Annotated in this window: 23 protein-coding genes and 2 pseudogenes; 7 read left to right on the top strand and 18 right to left on the bottom strand. The window is 42.5% G+C overall.

The window, feature by feature from the left end:
- Positions 1–34: 34 nt before the first annotated feature.
- From EHS13_RS26350 to EHS13_RS26385, 8 genes are all read right to left on the bottom strand, one after another.
- Positions 35–1,390, bottom strand: a complete 1,356-nt coding sequence (locus tag EHS13_RS26350; RefSeq protein WP_155703241.1) for a heparinase II/III family protein — start codon at positions 1,388–1,390, stop codon at positions 35–37.
- Positions 1,380–2,501, bottom strand: coding sequence for a carbon-nitrogen hydrolase family protein (locus EHS13_RS26355; RefSeq protein WP_155703242.1), 1,122 nt, complete (start codon positions 2,499–2,501; stop codon positions 1,380–1,382). Before EHS13_RS26355 ends, EHS13_RS26350 begins: the two co-directional genes overlap by 11 nt.
- Before the next feature lie 24 nt (positions 2,502–2,525).
- On the bottom strand, positions 2,526–2,687 hold the full coding sequence (locus EHS13_RS26360) for a hypothetical protein (RefSeq protein WP_155703243.1): 162 nt from the start codon (positions 2,685–2,687) through the stop codon (positions 2,526–2,528).
- 103 nt (positions 2,688–2,790) lie between these two features.
- Positions 2,791–4,269: an amidase family protein gene (locus tag EHS13_RS26365; protein ID WP_155705511.1), complete on the bottom strand. Its 1,479-nt coding sequence runs from the start codon at positions 4,267–4,269 to the stop codon at positions 2,791–2,793.
- 189 nt (positions 4,270–4,458) lie between these two features.
- Positions 4,459–4,764: a Dabb family protein gene (locus tag EHS13_RS26370; RefSeq protein ID WP_155703244.1), complete on the bottom strand. Its 306-nt coding sequence runs from the start codon at positions 4,762–4,764 to the stop codon at positions 4,459–4,461.
- Positions 4,765–4,796: 32 nt separating this feature from the next.
- Positions 4,797–5,579, bottom strand: coding sequence for an ABC transporter permease (locus tag EHS13_RS26375; protein WP_155703245.1), 783 nt, complete (start codon positions 5,577–5,579; stop codon positions 4,797–4,799).
- A gap of 7 nt (positions 5,580–5,586) precedes the next feature.
- Positions 5,587–6,390 (bottom strand): ABC transporter permease, encoded by an 804-nt coding sequence (locus EHS13_RS26380; RefSeq protein WP_155703246.1) that lies wholly within the window; start codon positions 6,388–6,390, stop codon positions 5,587–5,589.
- A complete protein-coding gene (locus EHS13_RS26385; protein WP_227013523.1) occupies positions 6,387–7,364 on the bottom strand; it encodes an ABC transporter ATP-binding protein in 978 nt (325 codons plus the stop codon). Before EHS13_RS26385 ends, EHS13_RS26380 begins: the two co-directional genes overlap by 4 nt.
- A 189-nt stretch (positions 7,365–7,553) precedes the next feature.
- Here EHS13_RS26385 and EHS13_RS26390 point away from each other — a divergent pair, with 189 nt between their 5' ends.
- Complete coding sequence (locus tag EHS13_RS26390) at positions 7,554–7,982, top strand: VOC family protein (protein ID WP_155703247.1); 429 nt, start codon at positions 7,554–7,556, stop codon at positions 7,980–7,982.
- A 153-nt stretch (positions 7,983–8,135) separates the two neighbouring features.
- A complete protein-coding gene (locus EHS13_RS26395; RefSeq protein WP_155703248.1) occupies positions 8,136–8,315 on the top strand; it encodes an H-type small acid-soluble spore protein in 180 nt (59 codons plus the stop codon).
- A gap of 40 nt (positions 8,316–8,355) precedes the next feature.
- Here EHS13_RS26395 and EHS13_RS26400 read toward each other — a convergent pair whose 3' ends face one another.
- From EHS13_RS26400 to EHS13_RS26420, 5 genes and pseudogenes are all read right to left on the bottom strand, one after another.
- Positions 8,356–9,069, bottom strand: a complete 714-nt coding sequence (locus tag EHS13_RS26400; RefSeq protein WP_155703249.1) for a metal-dependent hydrolase — start codon at positions 9,067–9,069, stop codon at positions 8,356–8,358.
- A gap of 90 nt (positions 9,070–9,159) precedes the next feature.
- Positions 9,160–10,377 carry a GNAT family N-acetyltransferase gene (locus tag EHS13_RS26405; RefSeq protein ID WP_155703250.1) on the bottom strand — a complete coding sequence of 406 codons (1,218 nt, stop codon included), beginning with the start codon at positions 10,375–10,377 and terminating at the stop codon, positions 9,160–9,162.
- Between the two features lie 209 nt (positions 10,378–10,586).
- Positions 10,587–10,976: a GNAT family N-acetyltransferase gene (locus EHS13_RS26410; protein ID WP_155703251.1), complete on the bottom strand. Its 390-nt coding sequence runs from the start codon at positions 10,974–10,976 to the stop codon at positions 10,587–10,589.
- Entirely contained in the window at positions 10,973–11,269 is a 297-nt protein-coding gene (locus EHS13_RS26415) for a hypothetical protein (RefSeq protein WP_227013524.1), read from the bottom strand. Before EHS13_RS26415 ends, EHS13_RS26410 begins: the two co-directional genes overlap by 4 nt.
- 790 nt (positions 11,270–12,059) lie before the next feature.
- Positions 12,060–13,958 (bottom strand): annotated as a pseudogene (locus EHS13_RS26420) (collagen-like protein); the annotation flags it as partial.
- A gap of 409 nt (positions 13,959–14,367) precedes the next feature.
- On the opposite strand from EHS13_RS26420, the gene EHS13_RS26425 reads away from it, so the two are divergent.
- A complete protein-coding gene (locus EHS13_RS26425; RefSeq protein ID WP_155703253.1) occupies positions 14,368–14,688 on the top strand; it encodes a hypothetical protein in 321 nt (106 codons plus the stop codon).
- 135 nt (positions 14,689–14,823) lie between these two features.
- Here EHS13_RS26425 and EHS13_RS26430 read toward each other — a convergent pair whose 3' ends face one another.
- Together EHS13_RS26430 and EHS13_RS26435 are read right to left on the bottom strand one after the other, a co-directional pair.
- Positions 14,824–14,973, bottom strand: a complete 150-nt coding sequence (locus tag EHS13_RS26430) for a hypothetical protein (protein WP_155703254.1) — start codon at positions 14,971–14,973, stop codon at positions 14,824–14,826.
- Positions 14,974–15,631: 658 nt separating this feature from the next.
- Entirely contained in the window at positions 15,632–17,935 is a 2,304-nt protein-coding gene (locus EHS13_RS26435; RefSeq protein WP_155703255.1) for an NTTRR-F1 domain, read from the bottom strand.
- Positions 17,936–18,792: 857 nt separating this feature from the next.
- Here EHS13_RS26435 and EHS13_RS37625 point away from each other — a divergent pair.
- The 3 genes and pseudogenes from EHS13_RS37625 to EHS13_RS37630 all read left to right on the top strand — a co-directional run.
- Positions 18,793–19,341: pseudogene (locus EHS13_RS37625) on the top strand (substrate-binding domain-containing protein); the annotation flags it as partial.
- Positions 19,342–19,352: 11 nt separating this feature from the next.
- Positions 19,353–19,499, top strand: coding sequence for a hypothetical protein (locus EHS13_RS36925; protein WP_155703257.1), 147 nt, complete (start codon positions 19,353–19,355; stop codon positions 19,497–19,499).
- Positions 19,500–19,616: 117 nt separating this feature from the next.
- Positions 19,617–19,832, top strand: coding sequence for a DUF6171 family protein (locus tag EHS13_RS37630; RefSeq protein WP_227014063.1), 216 nt, complete (start codon positions 19,617–19,619; stop codon positions 19,830–19,832).
- 174 nt (positions 19,833–20,006) lie between these two features.
- Here EHS13_RS37630 and EHS13_RS26450 read toward each other — a convergent pair whose 3' ends face one another.
- The gene (locus tag EHS13_RS26450; protein WP_155703258.1) at positions 20,007–20,885 is read right to left on the bottom strand and encodes a helix-turn-helix transcriptional regulator; all 879 of its coding nucleotides are present in this window, start codon (positions 20,883–20,885) and stop codon (positions 20,007–20,009) included.
- A 118-nt stretch (positions 20,886–21,003) separates the two neighbouring features.
- Between EHS13_RS26450 and EHS13_RS26455 the strand changes: the two genes are divergently transcribed.
- Entirely contained in the window at positions 21,004–22,131 is a 1,128-nt protein-coding gene (locus EHS13_RS26455) for a glycoside hydrolase family 88 protein (RefSeq protein WP_155703259.1), read from the top strand.
- On the opposite strand, the gene EHS13_RS26460 is transcribed toward EHS13_RS26455, so the two are convergent.
- Both EHS13_RS26460 and EHS13_RS26465 read right to left on the bottom strand, forming a co-directional pair.
- Entirely contained in the window at positions 22,113–22,664 is a 552-nt protein-coding gene (locus tag EHS13_RS26460; RefSeq protein ID WP_155703260.1) for a sensor histidine kinase, read from the bottom strand. The two genes, EHS13_RS26455 and EHS13_RS26460, sit on opposite strands and share 19 nt — an antisense overlap.
- A gap of 282 nt (positions 22,665–22,946) precedes the next feature.
- Positions 22,947–26,093, bottom strand: a complete 3,147-nt coding sequence (locus EHS13_RS26465; protein ID WP_155703261.1) for a beta-xylosidase family glycoside hydrolase — start codon at positions 26,091–26,093, stop codon at positions 22,947–22,949.
- Positions 26,094–26,523: the final 430 nt, after the last annotated feature.

The raw sequence follows: 26,523 nt of genomic DNA on the forward strand, positions 1-26,523 counted from the left end.
TACCGTTAATAGTCGGACAATTGTGATATTGAGATTACAAATACCATATTTCGTAACGCTCAGCGCTGAAGGTTTTTGCTGTATATTCCTCGGTTCCCAAGTCTATAAAAACAGGGAGTCCATCAGCATACACAATAAAATTACCAACATCATTATGATTGTGCGGCTCGTTATTCGTCCCACCTTTTGCAGCTAGATAAAGACCCTGCTCACTTCCTTCGCTTTCCCTTGCTGTCATTACCTGCGAATGCTCCATCCAAGCCTCACGAATGTAAGGCGCTTTGAATTCCGTCGATTCACACTCTATGAATAAATCCTGCAGGCAATTATACATGTTGAACCAGTTTAATTTACGTGGTATTGTTTTCTCGACATTTGCCCCCAGTTGAACCAAACGCTGATCGCCAATACTTAATCCATAATTATAAGCTTGCATCCCAATCGCTACACGTGCATCTCCATCAGCAAAATCAACAAAATAATCATCATGTATATGAACCTTATAAATGTATTGGCCTATAAGCTGTACAACTGGCTCTGAGAAGATGTCGATTTCACCTGCTGAAGCCTCTTTCAAAAGCCACAAGCATGTATGTAATCCACCACCTGCTGCTCCCCAATACATCGGTCCCTCCTGACAGCATCCATCAGGCGGGTATTTGCGAATGAATACATCCAGACTGCGCATGATTTTGAGGATTGCAGCACAACGAGCTTCGCTGTTGCTCTCCAGCAGCAAGAAACAAACTAGCATATTGCTGTTGCACCAAGGATTCCAATTATTGACGACAGGTGTTTCGACGAATCCCATCCACCAATAATCGTCATGCTCCATGTAAGGCTCCATTAAACGCTGGCTAATTTCAGTTTCTATCCGTGCACAAACACGGGGAGAAATTGCATCCAGCTGCTTTTTCAACAAATTATGGACCCAAGCCAGCAGTGCTCCTGTTTCCGAGCAGCTCAAATCTACGATACGATCTGTTGGCGAAGGCACCACTTCTTTAAAATTAGCTAGATCAAAGGGAGTCATCCATGTTGTTTCTTCACAAATACAGAAAATCCCGTTGAGAATTTGATCGAGAAATCGCCCTTTTCCTTCTATACACTCAGCCAAAACAAAAGCACCGAGTACACTTCGGCGCTCAAAGAATGGAAAAAGAAAGCTTAAATTATCACCCTTGCGATTATAGTTCAAGTAACGCTCAACCGTTAAAGCTGGCCAAGTAAACGACAAATACTGTTCTGCTTGAGCTACCCACTGTGGGCTTAAAGCATCTGATGCTCCAGCCCATTCTACTCGTTCTTCTGCTGAAGGGAATAGATCTAGCTCGGCTAGCGGGAGGAGCAGTTCATTTAAATCCAGATGTCCATATTGGTCAATAAGCATGGCTATCACCCTTTAGTTCATATTTAAATGTCTTATAGGTATCAGGTCGTCGTTCCTTTATATATAAGCTTCTCATTTCTCCATAAGCAGGACCTACAGATTCCCAGTAACGATTAAATTTCTCATTTAAATCTATCTCCACACAGCTCATCCCCAATGTGTTTTCTCTGCCAAATTCGCAGAGAATTTCCCCCAGCGGATTAATAATCCGGCTTGGCTGCTCACCATTCGTGCCTGCGACAACAACATAAACACCATTATCGACTGCTCGTGCCGCTGTCTGAATGGGAGCTTCACCAGCCGTTGAGATGCAGAGAATCTCGGCACCCTGCAGCCGCATGATTCGAGCTGGCTCAGAGAATACTTGATCCCAGCAAATCAGCATGCCGACTCTACCGAAATCTGTATCGAAGACAGGATAGTCATTTCCTGGTGTAAATCCTAACTGAGCCTCTGCCATTGGCAGGTGCACCTTGCGATATTTGCCAGCTATTTGACCTTGGCGATCAAACAACAAGCTCGTATTATATACGCAAACTCCATCGCGTTCATCCAGGTTAAAAACAATATAAGTGCCATATTCTTTGGCTTTTGAGGAAATAGCTGCTGATAAATGACCTGGGATCACTTCAGGGGTATCTCTGAATAAATCATTAAAATCCGTACAACGGCTGCATTGTGCTTCCGAGATGCAGATTAGATCGGCACCAGCTTGCCCAGCAGCATCTATTCTTAATAAAATTTCGCATAAATTATGAGCCAATGCGTCAGCCGTGCCTCTTTCAGGCATATAGTAGGTCGTGGCCAGCTTCACTTTTCGTGATACAGCTCGATTTGTGATTACGAGCCTTGGATTCCTCCACTGCACCAAACCATTCTCCGACCAACGAAATTCAAGCTCTATTTTCAGCTTAACTGCTGCTTCTGGTGCATCCATCTGTAAGCCTAATTTTCTCCAGTCGTGCGCAATTTCTTTAAGCTCATCGACATATCCCCTATTTAGCCAATTCCCCTGGGTATCGATCCATGTATAAATTACGCTTATGCTAACCGTCTCGCTCTTCACACGCTCAGGCAAATAATCGACACTCATGTGATAAGTAACGTTCATTGCTTGGATTGGAATTTCACACGCCTAACTCCCATAGGTATGAACATTTCCATTAGATTTAATCTGCAAATAAACCTCGTCCTCCGCTTGCACTTTAGCGAATAGGGGCCGAAGCTCTTCCCGTGGTGTCCACATTATCCAATCATCCTCTAAGAAATGCGGAACTAGGTTATTTTCAGGCAGCATGTTCTCAAGTCTCCTATCCTACATAATTTCCTAGATTAATTATGCAGGATAGAAGTGAACAATTAAATAGGAAAATTTCGCTTTTAATTGCCTTTTCATAGCTTTATTCATCCAATTGAGGGGCGAAGCGGTAATGAGTTGCTTGTTCAAAGCCGTAAGCTATTTTGATCAAGGTAGGTTCACTAAATGCTCTACCTGAGAAAACAACTCCAAAAGGTCCTGCAGTACTGTCACCATTAGAATCCTTAACTTCTTTTACCGAATATCCAGCTGGAACTGTAATCAATGGGTATCCCAGTCTTGCCGCAATATACAAGCCATCCACGTCTCCCGGCAGCATTAATGCGTCTAAATTATGCTGATCCAGAACATAATCAATTCCCTGACTTAGTGCTAATTCAGAGTATTCTTGCTTCTTTTGAAGGTAAGTTTGTTCGTTTAGTGTTGTTGCTGCGGATCTTAGCAGAGTATCCTGTCCATATTTTAAAGCAACCTCAGCATGAATTTCATTATATTCAATTAATTCTTGCAAGGAATGAATCGGGACAGTATCAGCAAGCTGCGACAAATAAGCATCGAGTCCTTTTTTAAATTCGTAGGTAATGACATCATTATTCCAATTATTGCTCTCTATATGAAGCTCAACAGGATCTATGATCGTAACGCCTTTATTTCTTAGAGTTGCAATAGCTGCCTCCATAATCGCTAGTCTACCTTCGTCTAAATTCTGATAATAATGTCTAGGAATACCTAATCTTGCTTGAGCTAAAAAGCTCTCATCTAGAAATGGCGTGTAGTCTGTTGAAAAACGATTTCCGCTCGTTAATGTAGCTGAATCTTTATCGTCAATACCCGTTAAAGCCCCAAGAATGATTGCTGCATCTGAAACCGTTCTAGCAATTGGCCCTGGAGTATCTTGACTGCTAGAAATCGGAATAATCCCAGCTCGACTAATTAAGCCTACAGTCGGCTTGATCCCTACAAGGAGATTCTGACAAGCTGGCCCCACAATCGATCCAGCTGTTTCCGTCCCAATCGCTGCTGCTCCCAGATTCGCGGCTATCGCAGCTGCCGAACCGGAACTGGAGCCACTGATGAAAAATTCTCCCGGTCCATATGGATTCAGCACAAGTCCACCTCTTGAGCTATATCCCGCTGGCATCGAGCTAGAGATAAAATTAGACCACTCTGACATATTCGTTTTGCCCAGTAAAACTGCTCCTGCCAATCGAAGCTTTGCTGCCACGAACGAGTCAGCTGCTGCGAACGAATTAGCTAAAGCAACCGAACCGGCACTTGTATGCATTCGATCCCCTGTATCTATATTATCCTTTAATAGGATGGGAATGCCGTGCAGCTCCCCCCTACTTCCTGTCTCTTTGCGCTCTCTATCCAAAGCCCGTGCTATCTCAAGAGCGTCGGGATTTATCTCCAAAATCGAATTAGTTATTGAATCATACTTGCTTATTCGCTCCAAATAAACCTGAACCAGATCTTCCGAGGTTATAGTGCCAGCTTCCATCGCAGCTTGCATACTTATTATATCTGCTTCTATAATCCATTCTTCCAATTTAACTCTCATCATGAGTACTCCCCTTACAGAAAATCGTAGTTTTACTATCCAATCAACTTAACACAACTTCCTAACAGAAGGACATGGAGAGTTTAACTATAGTTGTATTTAAGGGAATACTATTGCAACAAAAAATAAAGGCAAACTGGAACTTTACTATTAAGTCCACTCTGCCTTTATTTTGTGAGAACAGTCTATTCATTTTCCAATCGGATAATCGATAACCACAACATTCTCAACAAGTCCATCCAATAATTTTACAAATTGCTGGTGTGCCGGATGCGGACCGTATTGCAACAATGCCGCTTTATCTTGAAATGTTACTCGCAATCCCAATGAATAACCATGGATATTGTCAACTTCAGCTGTCTCATTTATACCTGCCGTCAATTCAATAATGCCGGGAATTTGCGTTTTGAAGTCTAATAGGACTTCAATCAGTTCCTTTGCTTTTTGCGGATTCATCTTTTCATTAAATTTAAAAGAAACCAAATGCTCATACATAGCTAAACTTTCCTCCCACTATTTAAAATTATTTAAGAACCTGTAGAGCGATAATGCCTAACACCGAATTGCCAAACCAACAAGCAAGGCAGGAAGAACAATACGCCTGCGAGCGGAGTCAGCATGTATCCAATCGGATTCCCATGTGCTTTGTCCAATATAAATAGCAGCGGCAGATAGTTTACACAACCAAATGGGATGATAAACGTGAAGAAAATCCGTACCCCTTTTTGATAGATATTGAGCGGGTACTGTGCCATTTCCCTGCCCCCATCGGTAAAAACATTAGCTACTTCAAGCCCTTGAATCGTCCAAAAGCTCATGGTGGCAAATAGGATAAAAATCCCTGTGAAAATCATTACGCCTCCACCAATCATCAGTAAAATGGTAATCACTTTTACAGCGCTCCAAGTTATATCTAGATTATACAAAGCCCAAGTCAATACAAGCAAGCTCTGAGCTAACCGTCCGAACCGCGAAAACTCGAATTTAGAGCCTAGGACTTGGATAACTGTACTTCTTGGCCGTACTAACAACCGATCAAAATCACCTCCAGCGACTAACGTGGAAAAGGCATCAAATCCGCGCGCAAAGCATTCGCTAAAAGAGAAAGCCATATGAGTAATGCCAAAACAAAGCGCTACCTCAAAAAAACTCCAGCCTTGAATTTGGCCGAACCGCTCGAACATGAAATACAAGCCTGCAAAGACAAAAAACGGGATAAAGAACTGACCAAACATCATCAAGAAAAAAGAAGTTCGATACTGCAGCTGGGATTTGAAAATAATCAAAATATATTTGAAGTAAAGTTTCATTTATCGTTTACCCTCCTTGTACAACAACTTGCTGCAAAGCTTTACGCATACTCAGCTTACCGATCACTAGGAGAGCAGCGAGCCAAACGAGCTGAATGAGAATTCCCCATAAAGCTTTATCTACTGGTATTTGTCCAGAGTAGACACGAAATGGAAAATCAGCTGTCAGTCGGAAAGGAAGTATGTACACTATATTTTGCAGCCATGTTGGCATTAGCGGTATCGGTATAATCATTCCAGAGAAAAACTCTCCAGCAACTGCAATCATTAATATCGATCCAATCGGTGACATTGTCCAGAACACGGAAATGTAGATCAGCATGGAGATACTAACAATAACAAATACTCCAAGCGTCATTGTTACAAGAAAGAGCAGAAAATTTACTGGGGAGGGCGGTAGAATCAAGCGAAACGGCTGGGGAAGGAAAAAGGCAACAATGATAATCGGGAAGCAACGCAATAATGCGCTTGATACCCGTTGAGCTAGCAGCTTGGCATACCATAATTCATAAATGTTGCACGGTCTGCACATCTCATAGGCGATATTGCCGGTTGTTATCATTTGAAAAATAGTGTTATCTCGAAACCACAAAGCGATAAAGGAGAGAAAAGCCTGCTGCATCCACATGTAGGCAACCAAGTTCTGCAAGGAAATCGGTTGAGCATCACTGCTCTGACTATAAAAGGCTACAAAAATCATGATATAAACAAACCCAAAGAAAAACTGTGTAGATAAACCTGCTAATGCGGCTACCCTATACTGCAAACCAATCGTGAACTGTAGTTTCCCAACGGAGAGATAGGCTTTCATATTTGATACTCCTTGTATAATTGCACAATCACTTCTTCTATCGCTCTTGCTTCAATGGAAAGATCTATTAATTCAACCTCAGCTGACAAACTAGCAATCACATCAGATATTGTTATTTGCTCGGTATTAACACTTAAAATGGCTCGTTCTGGTGACCAAGATAGCATGGATGCGCCTGGTATTTCAAAGGGATGTAGATGTTCGCGGTAATCAGCGGTGATGGTTCGTGAGGTGCCAAAGCGGTTGCGAAGCTCGTTTAGATTTCCCTGATAGAGCAATCTACCATTACCGATTAAGAGAATTCGGTTAGCTAATGCCTCTATATCATTCATATCATGCGTGGTGAGAATAACAGTGACGCCTTTTTCTTTATTAATCGTTTTAATGAATTGACGAACAGCTATTTTACTGACAGCATCCAATCCAATCGTCGGTTCATCCAAAAAGAGAATCTTGGGATCGTGCAAGAGAGATGCTGCAATCTCACAGCGCATCCGCTGCCCCAAGCTCAGCTGGCGAACAGGTGTGTAAATGATACTGTTTAAATCGAGGGTTTCTACAAGTAAACTAAGATTGGCTTTATACTGCGCGTTTGGAATGTTATAAATATCCCGCAGTAACTCGAACGAATCCATTACTGGAACATCCCACCATAGCTGAGATCTTTGGCCAAAAACCACCCCAATGTTCTTAACGTACTCCACTCTTTCTTTCCAAGGATTAAACCCCATTATCAAGCAGCTTCCATGATCCGGAACCAATATCCCGCTCATTACTTTAATCGTGGTCGATTTGCCAGCCCCGTTGGGACCAATATAACCGACAATCTCTCCTTCGTTGATATGAAACGAAATATCCTGAAGTGCCTCCACATGTGTGTACTCCCGACGAAAAAGCGCTTTCATTGCTTGCCCCATGCCTGCCGATCGCTTAGCCACCTTGAAGCTTTTACTAATACTGTTCAATGATATCAATTGTTACCCTCCCATTATCAATCGAATTGCAGGAGAAATAATGTATCATATCCAAACTATTCCAGTCAAGAGATTTCGCGATTATTGTAAACCCAAAGGGCTTGTATTGATTAATTATAGTAAAATGATACAATATTAATTAGCGTCATTTTCAATAAATTCTATATAAAAATCTAAGGAGTGAAACTCATGTCAGTAGATGTTTATCTTAATTTTAATGGAAATACTCGTGAAGCCGTTGAGTTTTACGCAGAGGTTTTTGGGGCAGAAAAAACCAATTTTATGACCTTTGGAGAAGCGCCACCCCATCCAGATTACGCACTACCAGAGGAAGCCAAAAATTTAGTTATGCACACAAGACTTAATATTGATGGAAGCAATGTAATGTTCTCTGATGTTTTTCCTGGTTCGCCATTTATTGCCGGAAATAATATAAGCCTTTCCATAGTTAATGCTGACATGGATGGAATGAAAGCTGCATTCGATAAACTTAAAGAAGGCGGCACTGTAGTCATGGAGCTTCAAGAAACCTTTTGGTCCAAATGCTACGGTAGCTTAACAGATAAGTTTGGGATTATTTGGCAGTTTAGTTACGATGATGGTTCAACGGTAATGTAATTTCTCTTAAAAACTTTCTAAAATATAAAAGGATATAGAACTTTTCTTATTAAAGAAAAGACTCTATATCTTTTTTTTGACTGCAGAAACTAATAATTTAGATTGTAAAAGGAAATATTAGAGCGAATACATAAAACATGGAGGTTATTGAAAATGAATAAACAACGAGCTATAGAAATTACAAACTCTCCCGTTATGATTAATGTGACCTACAATGGAATCCCCGTCTACATCCAGCATGTAGATGAAATGCAAGAAACAGCTAGAATCTATCCAATTGATCAACCACAGAATGAACATCAGGTTTCTTTAGACAGCTTAAGTGAAGATTAAAAACACACATTGGCTGCCTTTTAGGTAGCCTTTTTTACATCTAGATCAAGAAGTGACGAATGAATACATAAAAAACAAGGACGAAAGTAAGCAAAATAAACCCACCTTCAACGATAGAACCCATCCAAGTCCCCGTACTCATAAGATTTAACTTTAAACGCCATTTGAACGGAGGAAGCGGTCGAATCCCTCGATTTGTTAGCGAATCTGCAAGCAGATGAAGTAAATAAGAAAGGCCTCCGGCAATCCATAGAGTACTTTCGTAGCCTGAAGTTGAGAAGTAAAGTAATCCAGACCAACCAATAACTCCGTATAACGTATGGGTCAACCCACGGTGTGGCAGTACCGCACAAATGATTAACAAACTTCCAATAATGTAATTCCACGGAGTGAAAGTGTCGCCAAAAATTATAAGACCTACACCGATTAGCACCATCACCAATTTACGAAGAGAACGTGTTGGCATGAATGATACAACACCTACAAGCACTGCAAGCACCGTATTCCAAGGGGCGATCGCTTGAACGAAGAAGTACAAAAGCACACCTAGACAAAAAAGGGCAAGCTGGAGTAATCGAAGGATGCGAGTCGGAAGAGTACGGGATAAAAGCAGAGCATTGGGCTCGTCAATATCTGGAAGTAGCGCACTAATAGCCGTAATAGCAACTATCGGTAGTGTAATCTTTTCATCAGCCAAGCTTACAACACTCAGTGTAATTCCCGTGCTAATTATCAAATGTGTTTTCCCCATCATAGTGGCCAACTCCTATCTTGATGTAGTGGGGATATTATTCTGTATCTCTTTCTTTTGGTCTTCCACTATATCATAATGTTCTAATGTCGTTTATTTAACTCGGATAAAATCTGCAAAATCAACCACCCCCAAATGAACTTTTTGTGACTGAAGATACTGACTCATCATAAAAAAATCGCACTCCACTTGGCCAAAATGGCTTATGGAATGCGATCTTATATATATTTTCAGAAATCCGTCGGAGATATCTAAATTAATCTCGACCTGGAAACTATCATATTCTGCGCGAGTACTTCGACCATTCTGAAACTGTATAATCGTGCTTCCATTGTTAGAAGGTAGAAGCGTATCTCTAATCGATATCTTTACTATACAGCTTTGATCATTAAAGTTATGGTTGCTGAGATCCTCAAAAATACCTTGAACATTAATGATTCTGTACATCATGCCAATTCCATCTACATTGGTTTCAAGTGGGAGGGAGTTCAATCCGTTGGTCGGGTCTGTAAATAAAAAATGAGCTTGCTCCAAATGGCTTCGAAAGATTATTCGATTGATTTGATCGGACTGAGCATTTAGAAAGGTGCACAATTCTGAGAGCGCCTCTCTTGTTTCAAAGATAATCTCCTCAACGATCAGGTCCTTCGCTTGGAAATCAAAAACGATATATCCATGAATTACGTCGTCTTTTTTGTATGCTACAATCCGTTTCTGTGAGCCGAATATATCTTGCAATCCAAACCACGTTTGATTCAGAAAACCATGTGTTTTCGCTTGAAATCTCTTATAACAATCTATGAATAGCTGTTTATCCTCCACATTTAGATGGACCAAATTCTCTCTTGAAGAACCTTTTGGAAAGCTTGCAGGCAATACTCTAAATTCATGTATTTTAGTACCATAACCAAAGCCCATTTTCTTATAAAAATCAACGTTAAAGGGAGATAAAACGACCATATTCTTGCCTTTCCCCAAGATCAGCTCCATGAAATAAAGCATCATATTTCTACAAACCTTTTCCTTCTTGTGGAGCAAATCGACATGGATCATCCCTACTCCGCCTACTTCAATGAGAGATGAGCACAATAGGTTCATTCGAAAATCGATAATAGCCATGCCACCTAGAAGAATCTCATCTCTAAAAAGACCATAATAACCAAAATCGTTATATTCATCCAAGATTGTTTCAAACCATTGAACTCTGCCTGCTTTATAATCTCTCGAATGGCCCTCACCAGACGCAGTTACAACAATCTCCCAAAAGTCATTTAAATCTTGCTTGGTTAATTTCCTGACGATTTCAGTCATTTTTATCAGCCTCCAACCGAAATCATTTCAGACTTACCTATGTAATAATATTCCAACATCAGTTATAGTAAAAAATTATTACGACATCTTTTATAGCGGCTTTTGAAATTTCAATTGAGCTAAGCTCTTGCCCCTAATGATTTCTCTTTCTGTGCCATCAAAAATAAAACCTTCGTTTTTATAAAATTTTATTGCTTTTACATTTTCTTTCAGAACCCTAGAAATACATTGGCATAACCAAGCTCATTAATTCTGTCCATACCCCAATTCAGAAAGAGCTTACCAAACCCACTCCCCCAGTAATCCTTCATCAAATAAATCGCTAAGATTTCAGCGCTATTTTCAGGTAAATCCGCTTCTCCTTGGAAATCGAATATCAATAGACCGATAGCCTTCTCATCCAATGACATAATCGCTATTTTTTGCTTATCTTCACTTAAGGATTTTCGAAAATATTGATCTCTTTCATTCAAAGAAACCTGATCTAAAAATTCATCTGGAATTATCCCTACATATGCTTTGCGATATGATTCTGAATAGACATAGGCAAGATCGTGGATATCATCCATCTGCGCCCAGCGTATGATATTTTGAGTCATATGATTTTCTCCTTATTAAAATCAATACGGTACTTTTTCTCTAAATCGGATAACTTATTTGGATCAATTCTCAGTATATTAGTCGGTGAATAGACCAAGAACTCCCTATCCTGTTCAATAATTTGTTTCTGTTTAAGCTCTTTTACTTTTTGTAACACAGCTTCGTCCACCTGCATATCTTTCAATTCAGCTTCAGGCAAAATCTGCAATGGAATAAAATGCTCTATTCGATTAAATTTACCGCTGTTTTCGCGATAAGTTATAGTGATGATAATCGTTTTTCCCCCAATCATAACCAGTTCAACGTGTAAATAATTCAAAGATAATATCATTTACAATTGACGGATCTGGAATCTGAATTTCATTAGCTTCATTCTCATCATGGATTTGTTTCTCCCTTCATCATTTGGGATATTGTTTCAATCATTTTTCCACGGAGTTCGGTTGATTTTCGCGGACTCATCGAAATAATTACATCTTCGTTGATAACGTAGTTTTCATTGCTAATTATTTGTTTGGATTGGTAGAGATGAAGACTGTCGCCGATTTTGATAATCTCCTCAATGGTAAGTGAATTTAATTTCTCTTGGATGAAAGATAAGGTTTCCCACTCTAGGAAAGAGTAAGAATCGCTCGAAAATAATGAATATGAGTATCTGTATATACCCGCTTATTTCCAACTTAAATTGATGTGCGGGTCTTCCTTTTGCAGAATTTCAGTCACTTGTTTAGCCGTATGTGACTCCAACTTTCCCACCCCACCGCCACAGTGTACCATTAACATTTAACTGTACCAGTTATACTATAATGTAACATATTGATTTTGTAGAGGGAGCTGACTGCAAAAAAAGAGCTCTCCGCATAGAAGATATTGGTGAAAATATATTTCGAAATCAAATAATGTTTGAGTTTTCATGCTATCCCTTGAAAAGGTGAATAGCGCCTCGAGAAATACTTGTTGAGGAGTAGTAAATACAAAAAAAGGATCTGCCACGACAGATCCTTCTCAGATGCTCATATAATAAACGGTTTCTTTAGAGGTTGATGATTAAAGAGCCCTTTTTTTTGGGGGGCACGCTATTCTTAAGAAGGAGTATAAGACAGACTAGCGCTAAATGATAGTTGAGTGATATCGGCTGCTGATGGATCGGTCAACGCAAGTGTCCTTATACGAATTCCAACACGATCACCCGCAGCGACTATTAATGATACGGCCACATTAAGATTCGTTGCAGCACGGAAAGTGCCGGCAGTAATTGTATTATTTGGGAATCCGAATCTAAGCGAACTAGTCAGCGGAGTTGTCACATAAGATGAAGCAAGATGATCAATGCCATTATTAGGAACTGAAGGTGCGACGAAAACTGTAAAATCATATTGTAGACCTAGAGTATTTATAGAAACAACTGAAGCAACCAATAAATCTGCGCTTATTTGCAAATTTTGAACTGTTCCGGCAAAAGGAATTGGGAAAGCAAACCCACCTGCTTCTGGTGGCATAGTCGATTCTCCAGAACCATCAATAACTTCAACCGTGTGGTTACCCATACCCATTAATATTGGAGCAGCTGATACTACTGTAGCACCACTGATGATAACACCCGTACAAAATGGAATTAATCCTCCATTCCCTGGTGCGCCAGTTGCACCTGTTGCTCCTGCGGCACCCGTTGCTCCAGCAGCACCTGTATCGCCAGTTGCTCCTGTTGCTCCCGTTGTACCTGCTCCTGTTGCACCCGTAACTCCTACACCTGTTGCTCCAGTTGCTCCTGCTACACCGCTTGCTCCCGTTGCACCGGTAGTTCCTACTCCCGTTGCACCCGTAACTCCTATACCTGTTGCTCCTGTTGCTCCCGTCTCACCACTTGCACCTGTTGCACCGGTAGTTCCTGCTCCTGTTGCACCAGTAACTCCTACACCTGTTGCTCCAGTTGCTCCTGCTACACCGCTTGCTCCCGTTGCACCGGTAGTTCCTACTCCCGTTGCACCCGTAACTCCTATACCTGTTGCTCCTGTTGCTCCCGTCTCACCACTTGCACCTGTTGCACCGGTAGTTCCTGCTCCTGTTGCACCAGTAACACCTACACCTGTTGCTCCAGTTGCTCCTGCTACACCGCTTGCTCCCGTTGCACCGGTAGTTCCTACTCCCGTTGCACCCGTAACTCCTACACCTGTTGCTCCTGTTGCTCCCGTCTCACCACTTGCACCTGTTGCACCGGTAGTTCCTGCTCCTGTTGCACCAGTAACTCCTACACCTGTTGCTCCAGTTGCTCCTGCTACACCGCTTGCTCCCGTTGCACCGGTAGTTCCTACTCCCGTTGCACCAGTAACTCCTACACCTGTTGCTCCAGTTGCTCCTGCTACACCGCTTGCTCCCGTTGCACCGGTAGTTCCCACTCCTGTTGCACCGGTAACTCCCACACCTGTTGCTCCTGTTGCTCCTGCTACACCGCTTGCTCCCGTTGCACCGGTAGTTCCCACTCCTGTTGCACCCGTAACTCCTACACCTGTTGCTCCAGTTGCTCCTGCTACACCGCTTGCTCCCGTTGCACCGGTAGTTCCCACTCCTGTTGCACCGGTAACTCCCACACCTGTTGCTCCTGTTGCTCCTGCTACACCGCTTGCTCCCGTTGCCCCGGTAGTTCCTACTCCAGTTACTCCGGTTACACCTGTTGTACCCGTTACTCCTGTCGCACCAGTAGTTCCTACTCCCGTAGCTCCAGTTGTGCCCGAAGTTCCAGTAACACCTTGAATCCCTTGAGGACCCGCTGGTCCTCGTAATCCTTGTGGTCCTTGCTCTCCTCGAGGTCCTTGATTCCCTTGAGGTCCCTGATCTCCTTGTTGTCCTTCGTCTCCTTGTGGTCCTTCATGTCCTCGTGGCCCTCTCGAACCTCTCGATCCTTTAGATCCTTTAGATCCTTTAGATCCTTTAGATCCTGAAGAACCCTTAGATCCTTTTGAACCCTTAGATCCTTTTCGTCCTCGTTCTGCTTTCACATTGACTACTACTTTTTGTTTTGAAACACACTTACATGTTCTCCGCTTACATTTACCACATCGTTTCTTTCTTTTCTGGCAAGGCTTTTTAGCCTTGTGACAATGCTTCTTTGCCTTATGGCAATGCTTGTGAGTGGAACATTTACGACGCTTTTTTTTAGGTAGTCTCCCTACTTTTTCCGGACATTCTGACTCATTGACTATTGTTTTCTGCATCATTTGTTCCTCCTTTTCTTGTACAATATGAACAAGAAAAAAATGTCGGAACGGCTAATAAACAGGGTTTTAAAATTTGTCCTATTCTTTTTTTGATTTTCAGTAACAACTGCCTACTCTATCCTTTTACTCGATATATATGGTATTAAATTGATTCTAACAAGGAAGGATTAAGTTTATGAAAGGCACACCTTTAGCAAAGGAAGGCTTGCTTTCTCAGGAACAGGGAAGAGGTACCTTTATTACACCGAGAATGGTCGTGCACTCTCTGCACATCCTCTGTTCTGATCAATTGACTGCTCCACATGAGCAAGCTCCGCTTATTGTAATTGGTTTGCTGGAGCACAAGTTATTCGACAGACTCACCACTTTGTATTCCACCATCATCACATTTCAGGAAGAATTCACTTCTAATGCTGCAACCTTGCTGTATTTTGACGATTATCTGATAGGCAAGCACGCAGCAAAAATACTATTCGAATTTAAGCACGAGATGTAATTCTACTGGCAGAACCGACCAAATACTGTATGGTGTATTTATTCATTAAAATGCAATGTAAGGAATGTTAGTGACAAGGCAATCACTTATAAGGATGAGTTCAAGCAGTTGTTCAAAGACGCAAAGGAGATCCGTTTATCCATATGAGCGTTGTACATATGCAGAATCAGTAACACAAATTCCAGCATTTGATACAGCGATCTGGACTTCCCCTTTTAAGGGTAACAGCGGTTTGCATTCACCAACACGTAGTGATTTGTTTCCTTCATAAAAAACAGCTTGCATTCTCAACAACTCCTTCTTATCTATTATCTACTTGCACTAAGTCTATTACTAACAGCATTAAGAAAATAGTATAGAGATTAATTGATACAGCTTCCCGATAAGTAAGCCTATAAACAAGTACATTAGTCCTCCAAAGAGTACATAAACGGAAGCTCCAACGATTGCAGTGAGGGTGCCAAAAACGATTTGGATCTTCACCTTCGCTAATGAAGTAGGAGGATCGGTGAGCATATAGAAAGCGAAAAATAAGGTAGCATTGATAAAAGGGGTACGAAGTGCATCTGCTGGCTTAAAACCCTAATTTTCAAAAGAATATTATCCCGATATTTTTGAGGGTAACTTATAGGATTCTTAACATCGACTTTAAAAATATCGGGATAATAAAATCTTCGAAATAAAGCCCCCACCTTGTAATCAAGTTGAGGGGTGTTTGGCGCTTACTTCTTTAATCTCTCTATTTATGCATCTATTAGATTTTCTCCAAACTTCTACTTGCCCACTGGGACTAAGCGATTCTGCATTTAACCCCAGGCACCGTTAGCAATTGTACGCCTTGCCTCTTCCACCCATGAAGACGATTGGCTTTTCATGCTGAATGGCATTTTCAACCAGATCTCTTGAATTTGAGCTGCGCCTTGTCAACTATATTAAGTACAGTTTAGAAGAATGCTGAGAATCTTGAAATAGCTACATGACCTGCGCTGTTAGCAATTACTAGTGAATTAGCAATGGAAATAGGAAACCCAGATATATTCCTAAATTGAAGTGTATCTCCAACAGCTAAGGCCTCAACTTGAACTAAAACCAATTGACCACTTGTTGATGTGGTTACAGCAGGAGCGAGAAATGCTGTAGAATTATTTAGCGATAACCCGATTGTTGCTCCTGGTAGTGTGGCAGCTGCAAGATTTATTACAACAGTAATGTTGTACAAACCCGCATTTTGTATTGTGAAAACACTTGTTACTGCGTTATAAGTAACTGCAGTAAATTGGTTTGGAGTAATATTTAAAATATTTAATCCCGAAGCAATTGTCTGAGGTTGAATATTACCGTTAAAGAATGCGTCTACAAACGTAGGTGCTGGGCCTGTTGGGCCTGTTACCCCCCTAATTCCAGTTACTCCTGTTGCTCCTGTGGTACCCGTGGCTCCAGTAGCTCCAGTAGCACCCGTAACACCAGTAACACCAGTTGCACCAGTCGTACCCGTAGTTCCAGTAGCGCCAGTTGCTCCCGTAACACCAGTTGCTCCCGTAACACCAGTAACACCAGTAGTTCCAGTAGTTCCAGTAACGCCAGTAGCTCCAGTAGCTCCAGTAGCTCCCGTAACTCCAGTGTCGCCAGTCGCACCTGTAACTCCAGTAGCACCAGTCACACCCATAGCTCCAGTAGCGCCAGTGGCTCCCGTAGTTCCAGTAGCGCCAGTAGCTCCAGTATCGCCAGTAGCTCCAGTGTCGCCAATCGCACCTGTAACTCCATTAACGCCAGTCGCACCAGTAATTCCAGTGGCTCCCGTAGTTCCAGTAGTTCCAGTAACGCCAGTAACTCCAGTAGCGCCAATGGATCCAGTAGCTCCAGTAGCTCCAGTGTCGCCAGTCGCACCCGTAGCTCCAATATCGCCAGCAACTCCAGTGGCTCCCGTAGTTCCAGTAGCTCCAGTCACTCCAATAGCTCCAGTGGCTCCAGTCACGCCCATAGCTCCAGTGGCTCCAGTCACGCCCATAGCTCCAGTATCTCCAGTAGCGCCAGTCGCACCTGTAACTCCAGTATCGCCAGTCGCACCTGTAACTCCAGTATCGCCAGTCGCACCTGTAACTCCAGTATCGCCAGTCGCACCTGTAACTCCAGTATCGCCAGTCGCACCTGTAACTCCAGTAACGCCAGTCGCACCCATAGCTCCAGTATCTCCAGTAGCGCCAGTAGCTCCAGTATCGCCAGTCGCACCTGTAACTCCAGTATCGCCAGTCGCACCTGTAACTCCAGTATCGCCAGTCGCACCTGTAACTCCAGTAGCGCCAGTCGCACCTGTAACTCCAGTAACGCCAGTCGCACCCATAGCTCCAGTATCTCCAGTATCGCCAGTAGCTCCAGTATCGCCAGTCGCACCTGTAACTCCAGTAACGCCAGTCACACCCATAGCTCCAGTAACGCCAGTCACACCCATAGCGCCAGTGGCTCCCGTAGTTCCAGTAGCGCCAGTATCGCCAGTCGCACCTGTAACTCCAGTGACTCCAGTCACACCCATAGCTCCAGTGACTCCAGTCACACCCATAGCTCCAGTGGCTCCCGTAGTTCCAGTAGCGCCAGTATCGCCAGTCGCACCTGTAACTCCAGTGACTCCAGTCACACCCATAGCTCCAGTGACTCCAGTCACACCCATAGCTCCAGTGGCTCCAGCCACACCCATAGCTCCAGTGGCTCCAGTCACACCCATAGCTCCAGTATCTCCAGTAGCGCCAGTGGCTCCAGTCGGTCCTGTTGATCCAGATCCTCCTGCTGCTAATAAAGCTACATCATCAACTAAAATGTCTGCCGTTCCTGCTTGCGGAAGATTGTCTATTAAAACAAATGCTTGTGTGCTTCCTAAAGGAGCTGGAGTAGTAGTTTGGTAGATTTCAAGCCATGTGTGATTATCAGCAGTAGGAATCCGATCAATTGGAACATTTGTAAAAAGTCCTTGTCCCAACAAATTAAATATACTATCAAAATAAAAAACTTGTATTATGACAGGCGCAGCTGGCAGAAATCCTACTTTGGCTAACGAAATAAGAATTTCAAAACTATCTCCTTGAGTTACCGGAACAAATTGCCCAATATATGAGGTTACTGGACCACCTTGTAGCCTTGCTGAAAATGTACCTGAATGTGAAAATAGACTGGTAATTGTTGTATTAGCTGGAATCCAAGGTGCTAGGGTACCTGTTTCAAAACCACCATTAACGATTAAATTTTGAATGCTCATATCATTTTTTCTCCTTTCTTACTAAGTCGACCTTTTATAGTAAAGTCTCTCTATTCTATGTATCTCAAAATAAATCGTTCTGGTCCGTTATATTAATTTTAATAATAAAAATCCGAATCTCTTAAATTCACCCAAAAACAAAAAAAGACACCAAACAAGCAGAAAAATCTGCAGATTTAGTGTCTTACTTTTAAAGTTATTATAATAACTGATTGTGGTGAAATGAAGTCATGGGATGAAGCGATTTTTTGAATGTTCCTACATTTGATGGACTAAAAACGGATTCTGAAGCATTTGTGCAAATCCTTCAACGGCTGTCTCAGATTTTTCATTACTCTAGCGCGATTAGAATGCATATCTTTATTATTTTGAAAATAAAAAAGTCCAATAAATCAATGATTTCAAGGACTTTTGCTATATTTTGATGCAGGTGAAGGGACTTGAACCCCCACGGTTTCACTTTAGATTTTGAGTCGAACGCGTCTTCCATTCCTCCACACTGGCAAGTAAAAAATGATATAAAATTGTATACTTTACTCTTTTTCACTTTCGAGTTATCCTCGACTCATCAGCCTCACCAAACTTTTCCGCGTTACGTCGCGACAAAAGCGAGATAGTCTAAGATGAGTTGAACATCTCCATGTTTGGTAGCAAATCAATGTAAAGCGAGATACATTTTCGTGAAACTCCTTATACCATAAGGCATCATAATCTTAATTTAATCAAAAAAATGTAATTCATCGACTTGAAACCTAGATTCACCGAGCTGGTTTACTTGTAAATTAATGCATGATTATACATCTCTCATAAATTCTGAAAATCCAGTCTCAATAATTCTGAAAACTTTCTCATTAATTATGACACCACACAAATACCCATCTGCTTTTAATCGCAAAAAAGGTTTTGTTGATGCTCTAAAAGACACAAAGATCAAGCTGAAAATTCACACTGACAAAATGAACTGGTTGGGAGGTTATCAAGCAGGCGATACCCTAATGGAATTCCTCCAAGAGGATTCTCCGCCAACCGCTATTTTTGTCGCCAATGATTGGATGGCAATCGGTATGATTCAGAAGTTAAAAGAACGTGGAATAAGCATCCCTATTCCGCTTGCAGCTGAGTTCTCACCTACATCATCTACCTTTAATTTGGATATAAAGCTGCTAATTTCAGAACTGCTAGCGGTGTTAAATCAAAGTTCTCATTCCAACAAAAAAATCCTGCTGCCCGCAACCTTTATTCCCCGCGAATCATTAGGCAGATGTATTTATGAAGGGATTTGGGTAGGCGAGGATTCACACATTCCCAATACCGATGGCATGCGCAATGATGTCCAATCGGCATTGAAGGAGCAGCAAAGCCCTGTATTGAGATGGCCAGGAGGTTGTTTTGCAGATTCACATCATCAAGTACGATTTTGAGCGATACCATTCTTAATGCACATAATACTTTTGAGCAGGCTAATCCTATTCAACCCATTGCATTTACAGGCTCAACATTTGCGGATGGCTTGCTTAGTTTAACATTACATCCCACATCTGTAGTCGTACTAACTCTGGAATAAACCACGAGGTGTTATCATGAATGAAAATGTAGAACCTGACAACAACAGCAAGGGCTGCTCGCTAGTGTACAAATCTCACCAGAAGAAATAGCAGCCCTGTTTAATCATAATCTGAGAATTAAATCTGTAAAGGTCGTTACGGAAGCGGAGTATGCGCTCCGCATCGAGGCATGCATGGCTTGTCCTGCACTGCAATCTGGATCAACCTGCCAATATTGCGGGTGCTTGGTGCACTTAAAAGCTAAAGTACGAGCTTCTAAATGTCCATTTCCTTACGAACCTAAATGGCCTACGATTGTAGCTCTAGAAACAAGACTACCAAAGCAAACATAAGGATCAAAAATGATAAATACGCTGTTAATGGAAATTCCTTCTGCATTTTTTGCATATGGGCTCCTCCTCTGTTTTCTGTTTTGAAGCTGTTACTTACTAATAAACACCTTTTCCTATTTTGAAGCATTTAAACAGCAAAAAAGCAGATCCTGTAACCAGGTCTGCTTTTTTTATTTAGGATTTTAAATAAACTTCTCTCACTACATTACGGAAGGCTTTGGGTGTCATCCCTTTATGTTTTTTGAATAGCTGGCAGAAATACGGGGTGCCGAACCCTCCAATCTCAAGGCCGATATCTTGAATCGATTTTGCTGTATTGGCAAGCAAGGTGCATGCCTCGCGGATACGGCGCGCTGTGATGTAGTCGGACAATGTAGTACCTGTGTAGGTTTTGAACATATGTGAAATGTGATAAGGCGATAGATGCAGCTCGGATGCCATCTTACTCAAGTCAAAATATTTGCTGTAATTGCCTTCCACCCAATCCATCATTCCTTCAATGTGCTGGTAGGTTCTTTCGCTTCCTTTTGCGGGAAATTTATTTTTGGGAAATACATGAGTTTGTAAATAATGAAGCACCGAAATTAGAAAAAGCGTGTGATCTTCTGCTTGCTGAGCAGAATCCTCAATGTGATTTAATGAATAGCCGTGAAGGATGTCTGTATACAAGTGACTGGGTGCGAGTGTAAAAACCTGCTGAGGTAAACTCCCCTTCCATAATAGTCGCAGAAAAGCTTGCAGATTCGGAAATGGCGACAAATAAGGATCCATAATACGAGGGTCAAACGTAATATTGCTGCGTATATAAGAGGCTCCCGACTGAACGGGAACCTCTACTTTATGGAGCTGATAAGGCTGAAAGCAGAAAAGCGTTCCCGCGCGTAATGGAAAAGTTTCATGCTCCAAAGTAACACTGCCAAAGCCCTCGTGAATGTATAGTAACTCAATGCCCTGATGAGCATGCAGCATTCTCCAATACGTATCTTTAGTCTCATTTTGGTAGCTCATTGCAAATGAATTCGGACCTAGATTCATCTGCTCGATCAGATTCATTTCATGCTCAGCTCCTTAACGATAATTCGCAACACAGCTACATTTTATCACAATCAAACAATAGGAAACAGGATATATAATAGAGACTAGGAAATTAATTTTTAGGAGGAAATAAGAGATGTGGAAAAAAGCAATCGAAGATACTCTACGCATCACGAAAGCCAATATTGAAAGAGTTGGAGAGCAATTCCCTCACGTAAGCCGTGGTGATCGCAAATATCAATTAATGAATAATACAGACTGGACCGAAGGCTTCTGGTCAGGCATTCTCTGGTTAAGCTACGAGTATTCCGGAGAAGCGGTGTTTCGTGAAGCAGCAAACCGTACGGTGGAAAGCTTTCGTCAACGATTAGCAGAGAATATTAATTTAGATCATCATGATATCGGATTTCTCTACACGCCTTCAGCAATGGCCCAATGGATTCTCGAGAAGGATAGCTTAGCCAAAACAACTGCACTTGAAGCTGCCGATGTATTAATGCTGCGTTGGCGAGAGAAATCGCAGATACTCCAAGCATGGGGAGCCAAAGACGACCTAGAAAATGGCGGACGAATTATCATCGATTGCCTGATGAATCTTCCCTTGCTGCATTGGGCTTGTCAACAAACCGGAGATGACTTCTATGCAGAGGTCGCCGCTATTCATACCGAGCAGAGTAGAAGATTTCTGGTTCGAGGCGATGATTCCTCCTATCATACGTTTTACTTTAATCAAGAAACGGGTGATGCACTAAGAGGTGGAACTGCACAGGGCTATCAAGACGGCTCTACCTGGACTCGCGGACAAGCATGGGGGATTTATGGCTTTGCACTTGCTTATAGATATCTGAAAAAACCGGAGCTGCTGGAAACATCAAAACGTCTGGCACGTTATTTTATCGAGCATTTCCCTAGCGATGACGTTGTTTTTTGGGATTTTAGCGCTCCGCAAACCGCAGAAACCAAGCGCGACAGCTCAGCCTCAGCTATTGCTGCAGCTGGCATCTTAGAATTAATCGGCTTTCTAGATGAGCAAGATCCCGAGCGCGCTTATTTTCTTGACGCAGTAACAAGATCAATGGTCTCATTGTCGCATAACTATTCCACAGCTGCGGAGGAGGATGCAGAAGGATTCCTTAACCGGGGCTCTTATTCTGTACGAGGAAACTTTTCTCCAGATGATTATATGATTTGGGGTGATTATTTCTATCTCGAGGCTTTAATGCGACTTGAGAAAAATATACCCGGCTATTGGTATGAAAGATAAGCTAACCCACCCAATCCTAAAAACCTGCCAGATCTCCTGGCAGGTTTAATTGCAAAATCCCCATTCATAAAGCCATGGAGAATAGAATTCTCCACCAGGGGCTGCAGCAGCTTCAAGCTGGCATGATTCAGCAGATAGATTTCATCAGCATCAATGCGGAATTCGAACAGCTCTTCATAACATTGCTGCTGAAGAATCAAGTATTGAGTTACATGCTCGATTTCCTTTCGAACTGTTGTCAGCTCATGACCATTATTGAGCCCAAGGCGAAACAGTAGAGAAAGCGAAACTATCATCTCTTTTACATCCTCCTGCTTGCGGGATTCTGTCTTCCAGAGAATTGTATTCAGCGTATTATACAGAAAATGCGGATTAATTTGTGACTGTAGAGCTTTCATCTCCGATAGCCTTTTTTGATGCTCCGCTGCCCTTACATTGAGAATTAATACTTCTATTTTTTCAAGCATTGTATTGAAGTGGTCTCCCACCTGAGCTACCTCATCCTTATATGTACTCTCAAACCTCACCGACATATCGTTATCGCCCCAAAATTACCCAGCCCTGCCCACTTGCTGCCTTGAATTCCCTGCCAGATGCTGTAATCCTTGAATGCAATCTGCAGACCATACATAGGCTTAAATAAGGAGTAATCCTATTATCAAAGACGGAAATCCTACTGCCTTAAACCAATGCAAAAAAAGCCCCCAGTTAAGGAAAGGCTCGTCCTGAACCGGAAGCTTTCAGTGGTTTTTGTTAAAGGAAAGACAACCTATCCCGTGATGGGGATAAGCTGTCTTTTATTGAATCCTTGATAATTATTGAAACACTCTTACGTAATCCACATAAAAGTCTCCGCCATCATTATAACGCGCAAGATCGCTTGGCCAAGCAGGCGAGATACTGAGCTGCAGCAGAAAGTATAGGGGCGACTTATTTCTCTCTGTTGTAGGTGTTCGCCATACTTCAATATTGTCCATGTAATAAATGGTATCGCTATTGGTGACTTTCGCTCCATAGACATGAAAGGCTTGGGACATATCGGCATTGATGCCAAAATCGCTATACTTGGTCATGTGGTCGTTGTGCACGGCGTCCGTTTGTCCAGGAGGTGCCCAATCATGATTTACTTCATGGATGTACTTAGGTCCATCCGGGTAAACACCATAGCCTTCCATTATATCAATTTCACCAGTACCGTAGGTGTTATGAGCCGTAATACCCGGCTGTGATAAAGTCCAGAAGCCCGGCCAAACAACATGTCCGGCAGCAGTGGCAATTCGTGCTTCAAAATATCCCAAGGTAGCCGCTCCCGTTACGGTACCGTCAGAATGTCCATTAGTCAGGATTCCACTGGTGTAGGTCCGGCCCCAGCCGAATGGATCTGTAAATCCTGCCGGAGCTTTAGATAAGCGAATACGCAAATAATTGCTGTCAATAAGCGCAAACGGATTATATGCAGATTCTGCATCCGCATAATAAGCCATACCGAATTGCTGCCCATCTGGCTTCTGCGATCCATAAGTCTGACCAATCCCCGTGCGTGAGACAGATAGGCTGGAAGCGGTAAAATCATCCGAGAAAACAACCGACATGCCGGAGGCCTGAGCAGGAGCAGATGGCATTCCCTGATTCCAAGCCGTCCCCCCTGTATTGAACAGCTGCAGATAACAGATATCGGAGGCACCGCCAGTCGATTTTAATACAACTGTTATTGGCCCATGCGGATAATTATTCGCCGGAAATGAAACCGAGCCTGCACCACCGACTATAGATACCGTTGCAAAAGTATCTTCATATCCCTGCGCTGCAGGATGTGCGATATCCGGTGCATGCCAGCTGCTTGCTGTTACCCCTGTTATCCCAGGCGCACTGAAATTTATTGTCGTCGTACCTGATACATTAGCTCGGTAAGCGGGTGAAGATACCTTAATGATAGATTCCGCAACCGGACTGCCGATATCAAACCAATCAAAATCCGCATTCACTCCGCCCCAGTTCTGGCCGATTAAACCAACCTTTAAGCTTGAACCCAAATCGAGATTGGTATATTCATTAATAAAGACATAATTCACATCGTCTGTACTGTAATAACCGCGGTAATTAAGACCCACCTTGGTCATTTTAAAATAAATTGTTGTCCCGTTTGGCGTATCGTTAGGATGAAACTCAAAGGCTTGATTGATTTCCTTGTCAAAGGAAGCATTGAAATCTCCAGGCCCGTTATAGTATTCCAGAAGCCTGAGGTAATTGTCATCATCCTTGTAGACTACTAGCCCTGCCATCTGATTGCCTCCGTTGGGATTAAAGCTAAGCTTTGTTTTCATCGTCCAGTCCGAAGAAGGTGGCGTCCTGAGCAGAATGTTCTCGGTGCTGTTATAGGCTCCATATAAATCCTGATCCTGTACCTTGATACGCATGTACCCGGATCTTTCTGTCAGGCTCCAGTTCGCGCTATCCTGCCTGATCCAGCTCCATGCCCCATTAAGGGTGCTGCTTGTGAATTCATCTGTATGAGTGCCTGGCGGCGGGGTCGGAGTAGGACTTGGCGAGCCGGATGGAGTTGCCGTCGGTGTTGGTGTTGCCGTTGGTGTTGGTGTAGCCGTTGGCGTTGGTGTAGGCGGCAAAGATGCTGTCGGCGTTGGTGTTAAAGTTGGCAGCGTTGTTGGCGGCGGAGTTGAAGTCGATGTATTCTCATTGAAATAATCGAAATCTGCACTGACTCCTGCTGTGCTTTGAGCAATAAGGCCAACCTTCAAGCTTGATAATGTCAAGCTTGTATACTGCCATATTCGAGTATAGGTAATATCATCCGTGCTATAGCATCCCGTATACGTAGTCCCAACCTTGACGATTTTAAGATAACCAACGGTGGAGCCGACCGTATCCGTTGGATGGAACTCCAATGAACCTGCTATTTCCTTATCAAAAGAGATATTGACATCACCCGGACCATTGTAATATTTAATAAATCTTAAATAATTATCATCATCTTTATAAACAACCAAACCAGCCATCTGGTAGGTCGTATTGGGATTAAAATCAAGCTTGGTTTTGATTGTCCAATCCGATGTCGAGGGAGTTTTCAACAGAATGTTCTCCGTATTATTAGAGCCTCCATACAAATCCTGTCCTTGCAGATTTAAGCGCATATAACCACTTCTTGCCGTCAGGCTCCAGTTTGCGCTATCCTGCCGAATCCAGCTCCAGGCTGCATTAAGCGTGCTTGTACTGAAATCATCGATGAAGCCAGATGGTGTCGGGGTTGGTGTCGGAGTTGGCGTTGCACTGGCTGATATTTCGTCATACCAGTCATAATCCGCACTCACACCCGAGGTGCCCTGTGTGATAAGCCCGACCCTAACTCCAGAACCGAGACTTAGGCTCGTGAATTCATATACCTGTGTATAGCTGCTGTCATCTGTGCTGTAGTAACCTGTGTAGGTTGTGCCGGACTTCACTATTTTCAGATAATAGGTTGTGGCATTAGAGGTGTCTATCGGATGAAAATCAAAGGTCTGGGCAATTTCCTTATCAAAAGAAACATTGATATCACCAGCTCCGTTGTAATAGTTGACCAGCCGCAGATAATTATCATCATCCTTATAGACGACAAGCCCGCCCATCTGATATTGAGCGCTTGGGTTAAATTCCATCTTCGTCTTGATTGTCCAATCTGCCGAAGGTGCAGGTCGGGTGAGGATATTCTCGGTATTATTAGATGCCCCGTATAAATCCTGACCTTGCGTATTAAGCCTCATATATCCGCTTCTTGCAGACAAGCTCCAATTCGTACTATCCTGTCTGGTCCAGCTCCAGCCGGAATCTAGGCTGCCGGTAGTAAAATCATCTGTATGCCCTGTTGCAGAGGTTATCGAGCCCGGAACAAAGCTGAAGGTCAAAACGGAAAAAGCCATAATGAATGACAAAACAATGGATAGATATTGCTTTCTTTTAGATTTCATTAATAATGCCTCCTTTGGATAGTTGGTTTATTCGGCTTTTTTGAAAGCGTGTACATTTTATTCAATAAATAAGTCTTTTTGCCCCCTTTCCTCTAGTTAATACAAAATCACCCTGACACCTGAGAATACATATCTCCTAATGAGCATAGATGGTTTCATTATGCTTCACCGTGAAGCTCACTCCTTTATAATAAGGATGATAATCGGTTACAGATATAATAAACTAGAGAATAAATATCAGGATTCGGCGGATGGAGTATGCCAAAGAACGGAAAACTGGAGTTTTTCTATTACAGATCTCATGAGACCGGTTCCTATATTGACTATCACAAGCACAAATGCTATGAATTGGTTTATCTCATATTTGGCAACGGAATGATGAATTTAAACGGCGGGACCTTGCATTAAGTGCCTAACTAATTTCGTTTTT

The sequence above is a fragment of the Paenibacillus psychroresistens genome, assembly GCF_009728935.1.
GTDB lineage: Bacteria > Bacillota > Bacilli > Paenibacillales > NBRC-103111 > Paenibacillus_AC > Paenibacillus_AC psychroresistens.

Bases quoted from the DNA above. Each gene is read 5' to 3' on its own strand.
- EHS13_RS26380 (WP_155703246.1), bottom strand. From the start codon at position 6,390: ATGAAAGCCTATCTCTCCGTTGGGAAACTACAGTTCACGATTGGTTTG.
- EHS13_RS26455 (WP_155703259.1), top strand. From the start codon at position 21,004: ATGTGGAAAAAAGCAATCGAAGATACTCTACGCATCACGAAAGCCAAT.
- EHS13_RS26410 (WP_155703251.1), bottom strand. From the start codon at position 10,976: ATGACTCAAAATATCATACGCTGGGCGCAGATGGATGATATCCACGAT.
- EHS13_RS26390 (WP_155703247.1), top strand. From the start codon at position 7,554: ATGTCAGTAGATGTTTATCTTAATTTTAATGGAAATACTCGTGAAGCC.
- EHS13_RS26430 (WP_155703254.1), bottom strand. From the start codon at position 14,973: ATGCAAGCTGTTTTTTATGAAGGAAACAAATCACTACGTGTTGGTGAA.
- EHS13_RS26375 (WP_155703245.1), bottom strand. From the start codon at position 5,579: ATGAAACTTTACTTCAAATATATTTTGATTATTTTCAAATCCCAGCTG.
- EHS13_RS26400 (WP_155703249.1), bottom strand. From the start codon at position 9,069: ATGATGGGGAAAACACATTTGATAATTAGCACGGGAATTACACTGAGT.
- EHS13_RS26350 (WP_155703241.1), bottom strand. From the start codon at position 1,390: ATGCTTATTGACCAATATGGACATCTGGATTTAAATGAACTGCTCCTC.
- EHS13_RS26405 (WP_155703250.1), bottom strand. From the start codon at position 10,377: ATGACTGAAATCGTCAGGAAATTAACCAAGCAAGATTTAAATGACTTT.
- EHS13_RS26395 (WP_155703248.1), top strand. From the start codon at position 8,136: ATGAATAAACAACGAGCTATAGAAATTACAAACTCTCCCGTTATGATT.
- EHS13_RS26355 (WP_155703242.1), bottom strand. From the start codon at position 2,501: ATGAACGTTACTTATCACATGAGTGTCGATTATTTGCCTGAGCGTGTG.
- EHS13_RS26425 (WP_155703253.1), top strand. From the start codon at position 14,368: ATGAAAGGCACACCTTTAGCAAAGGAAGGCTTGCTTTCTCAGGAACAG.
- EHS13_RS26465 (WP_155703261.1), bottom strand. From the start codon at position 26,093: ATGAAATCTAAAAGAAAGCAATATCTATCCATTGTTTTGTCATTCATT.
- EHS13_RS26365 (WP_155705511.1), bottom strand. From the start codon at position 4,269: ATGAGAGTTAAATTGGAAGAATGGATTATAGAAGCAGATATAATAAGT.
- EHS13_RS26450 (WP_155703258.1), bottom strand. From the start codon at position 20,885: ATGAATCTGATCGAGCAGATGAATCTAGGTCCGAATTCATTTGCAATG.
- EHS13_RS26360 (WP_155703243.1), bottom strand. From the start codon at position 2,687: ATGCTGCCTGAAAATAACCTAGTTCCGCATTTCTTAGAGGATGATTGG.
- EHS13_RS26460 (WP_155703260.1), bottom strand. From the start codon at position 22,664: ATGTCGGTGAGGTTTGAGAGTACATATAAGGATGAGGTAGCTCAGGTG.
- EHS13_RS26370 (WP_155703244.1), bottom strand. From the start codon at position 4,764: ATGTATGAGCATTTGGTTTCTTTTAAATTTAATGAAAAGATGAATCCG.
- EHS13_RS26435 (WP_155703255.1), bottom strand. From the start codon at position 17,935: ATGAGCATTCAAAATTTAATCGTTAATGGTGGTTTTGAAACAGGTACC.
- EHS13_RS26415 (WP_227013524.1), bottom strand. From the start codon at position 11,269: ATGATTGGGGGAAAAACGATTATCATCACTATAACTTATCGCGAAAAC.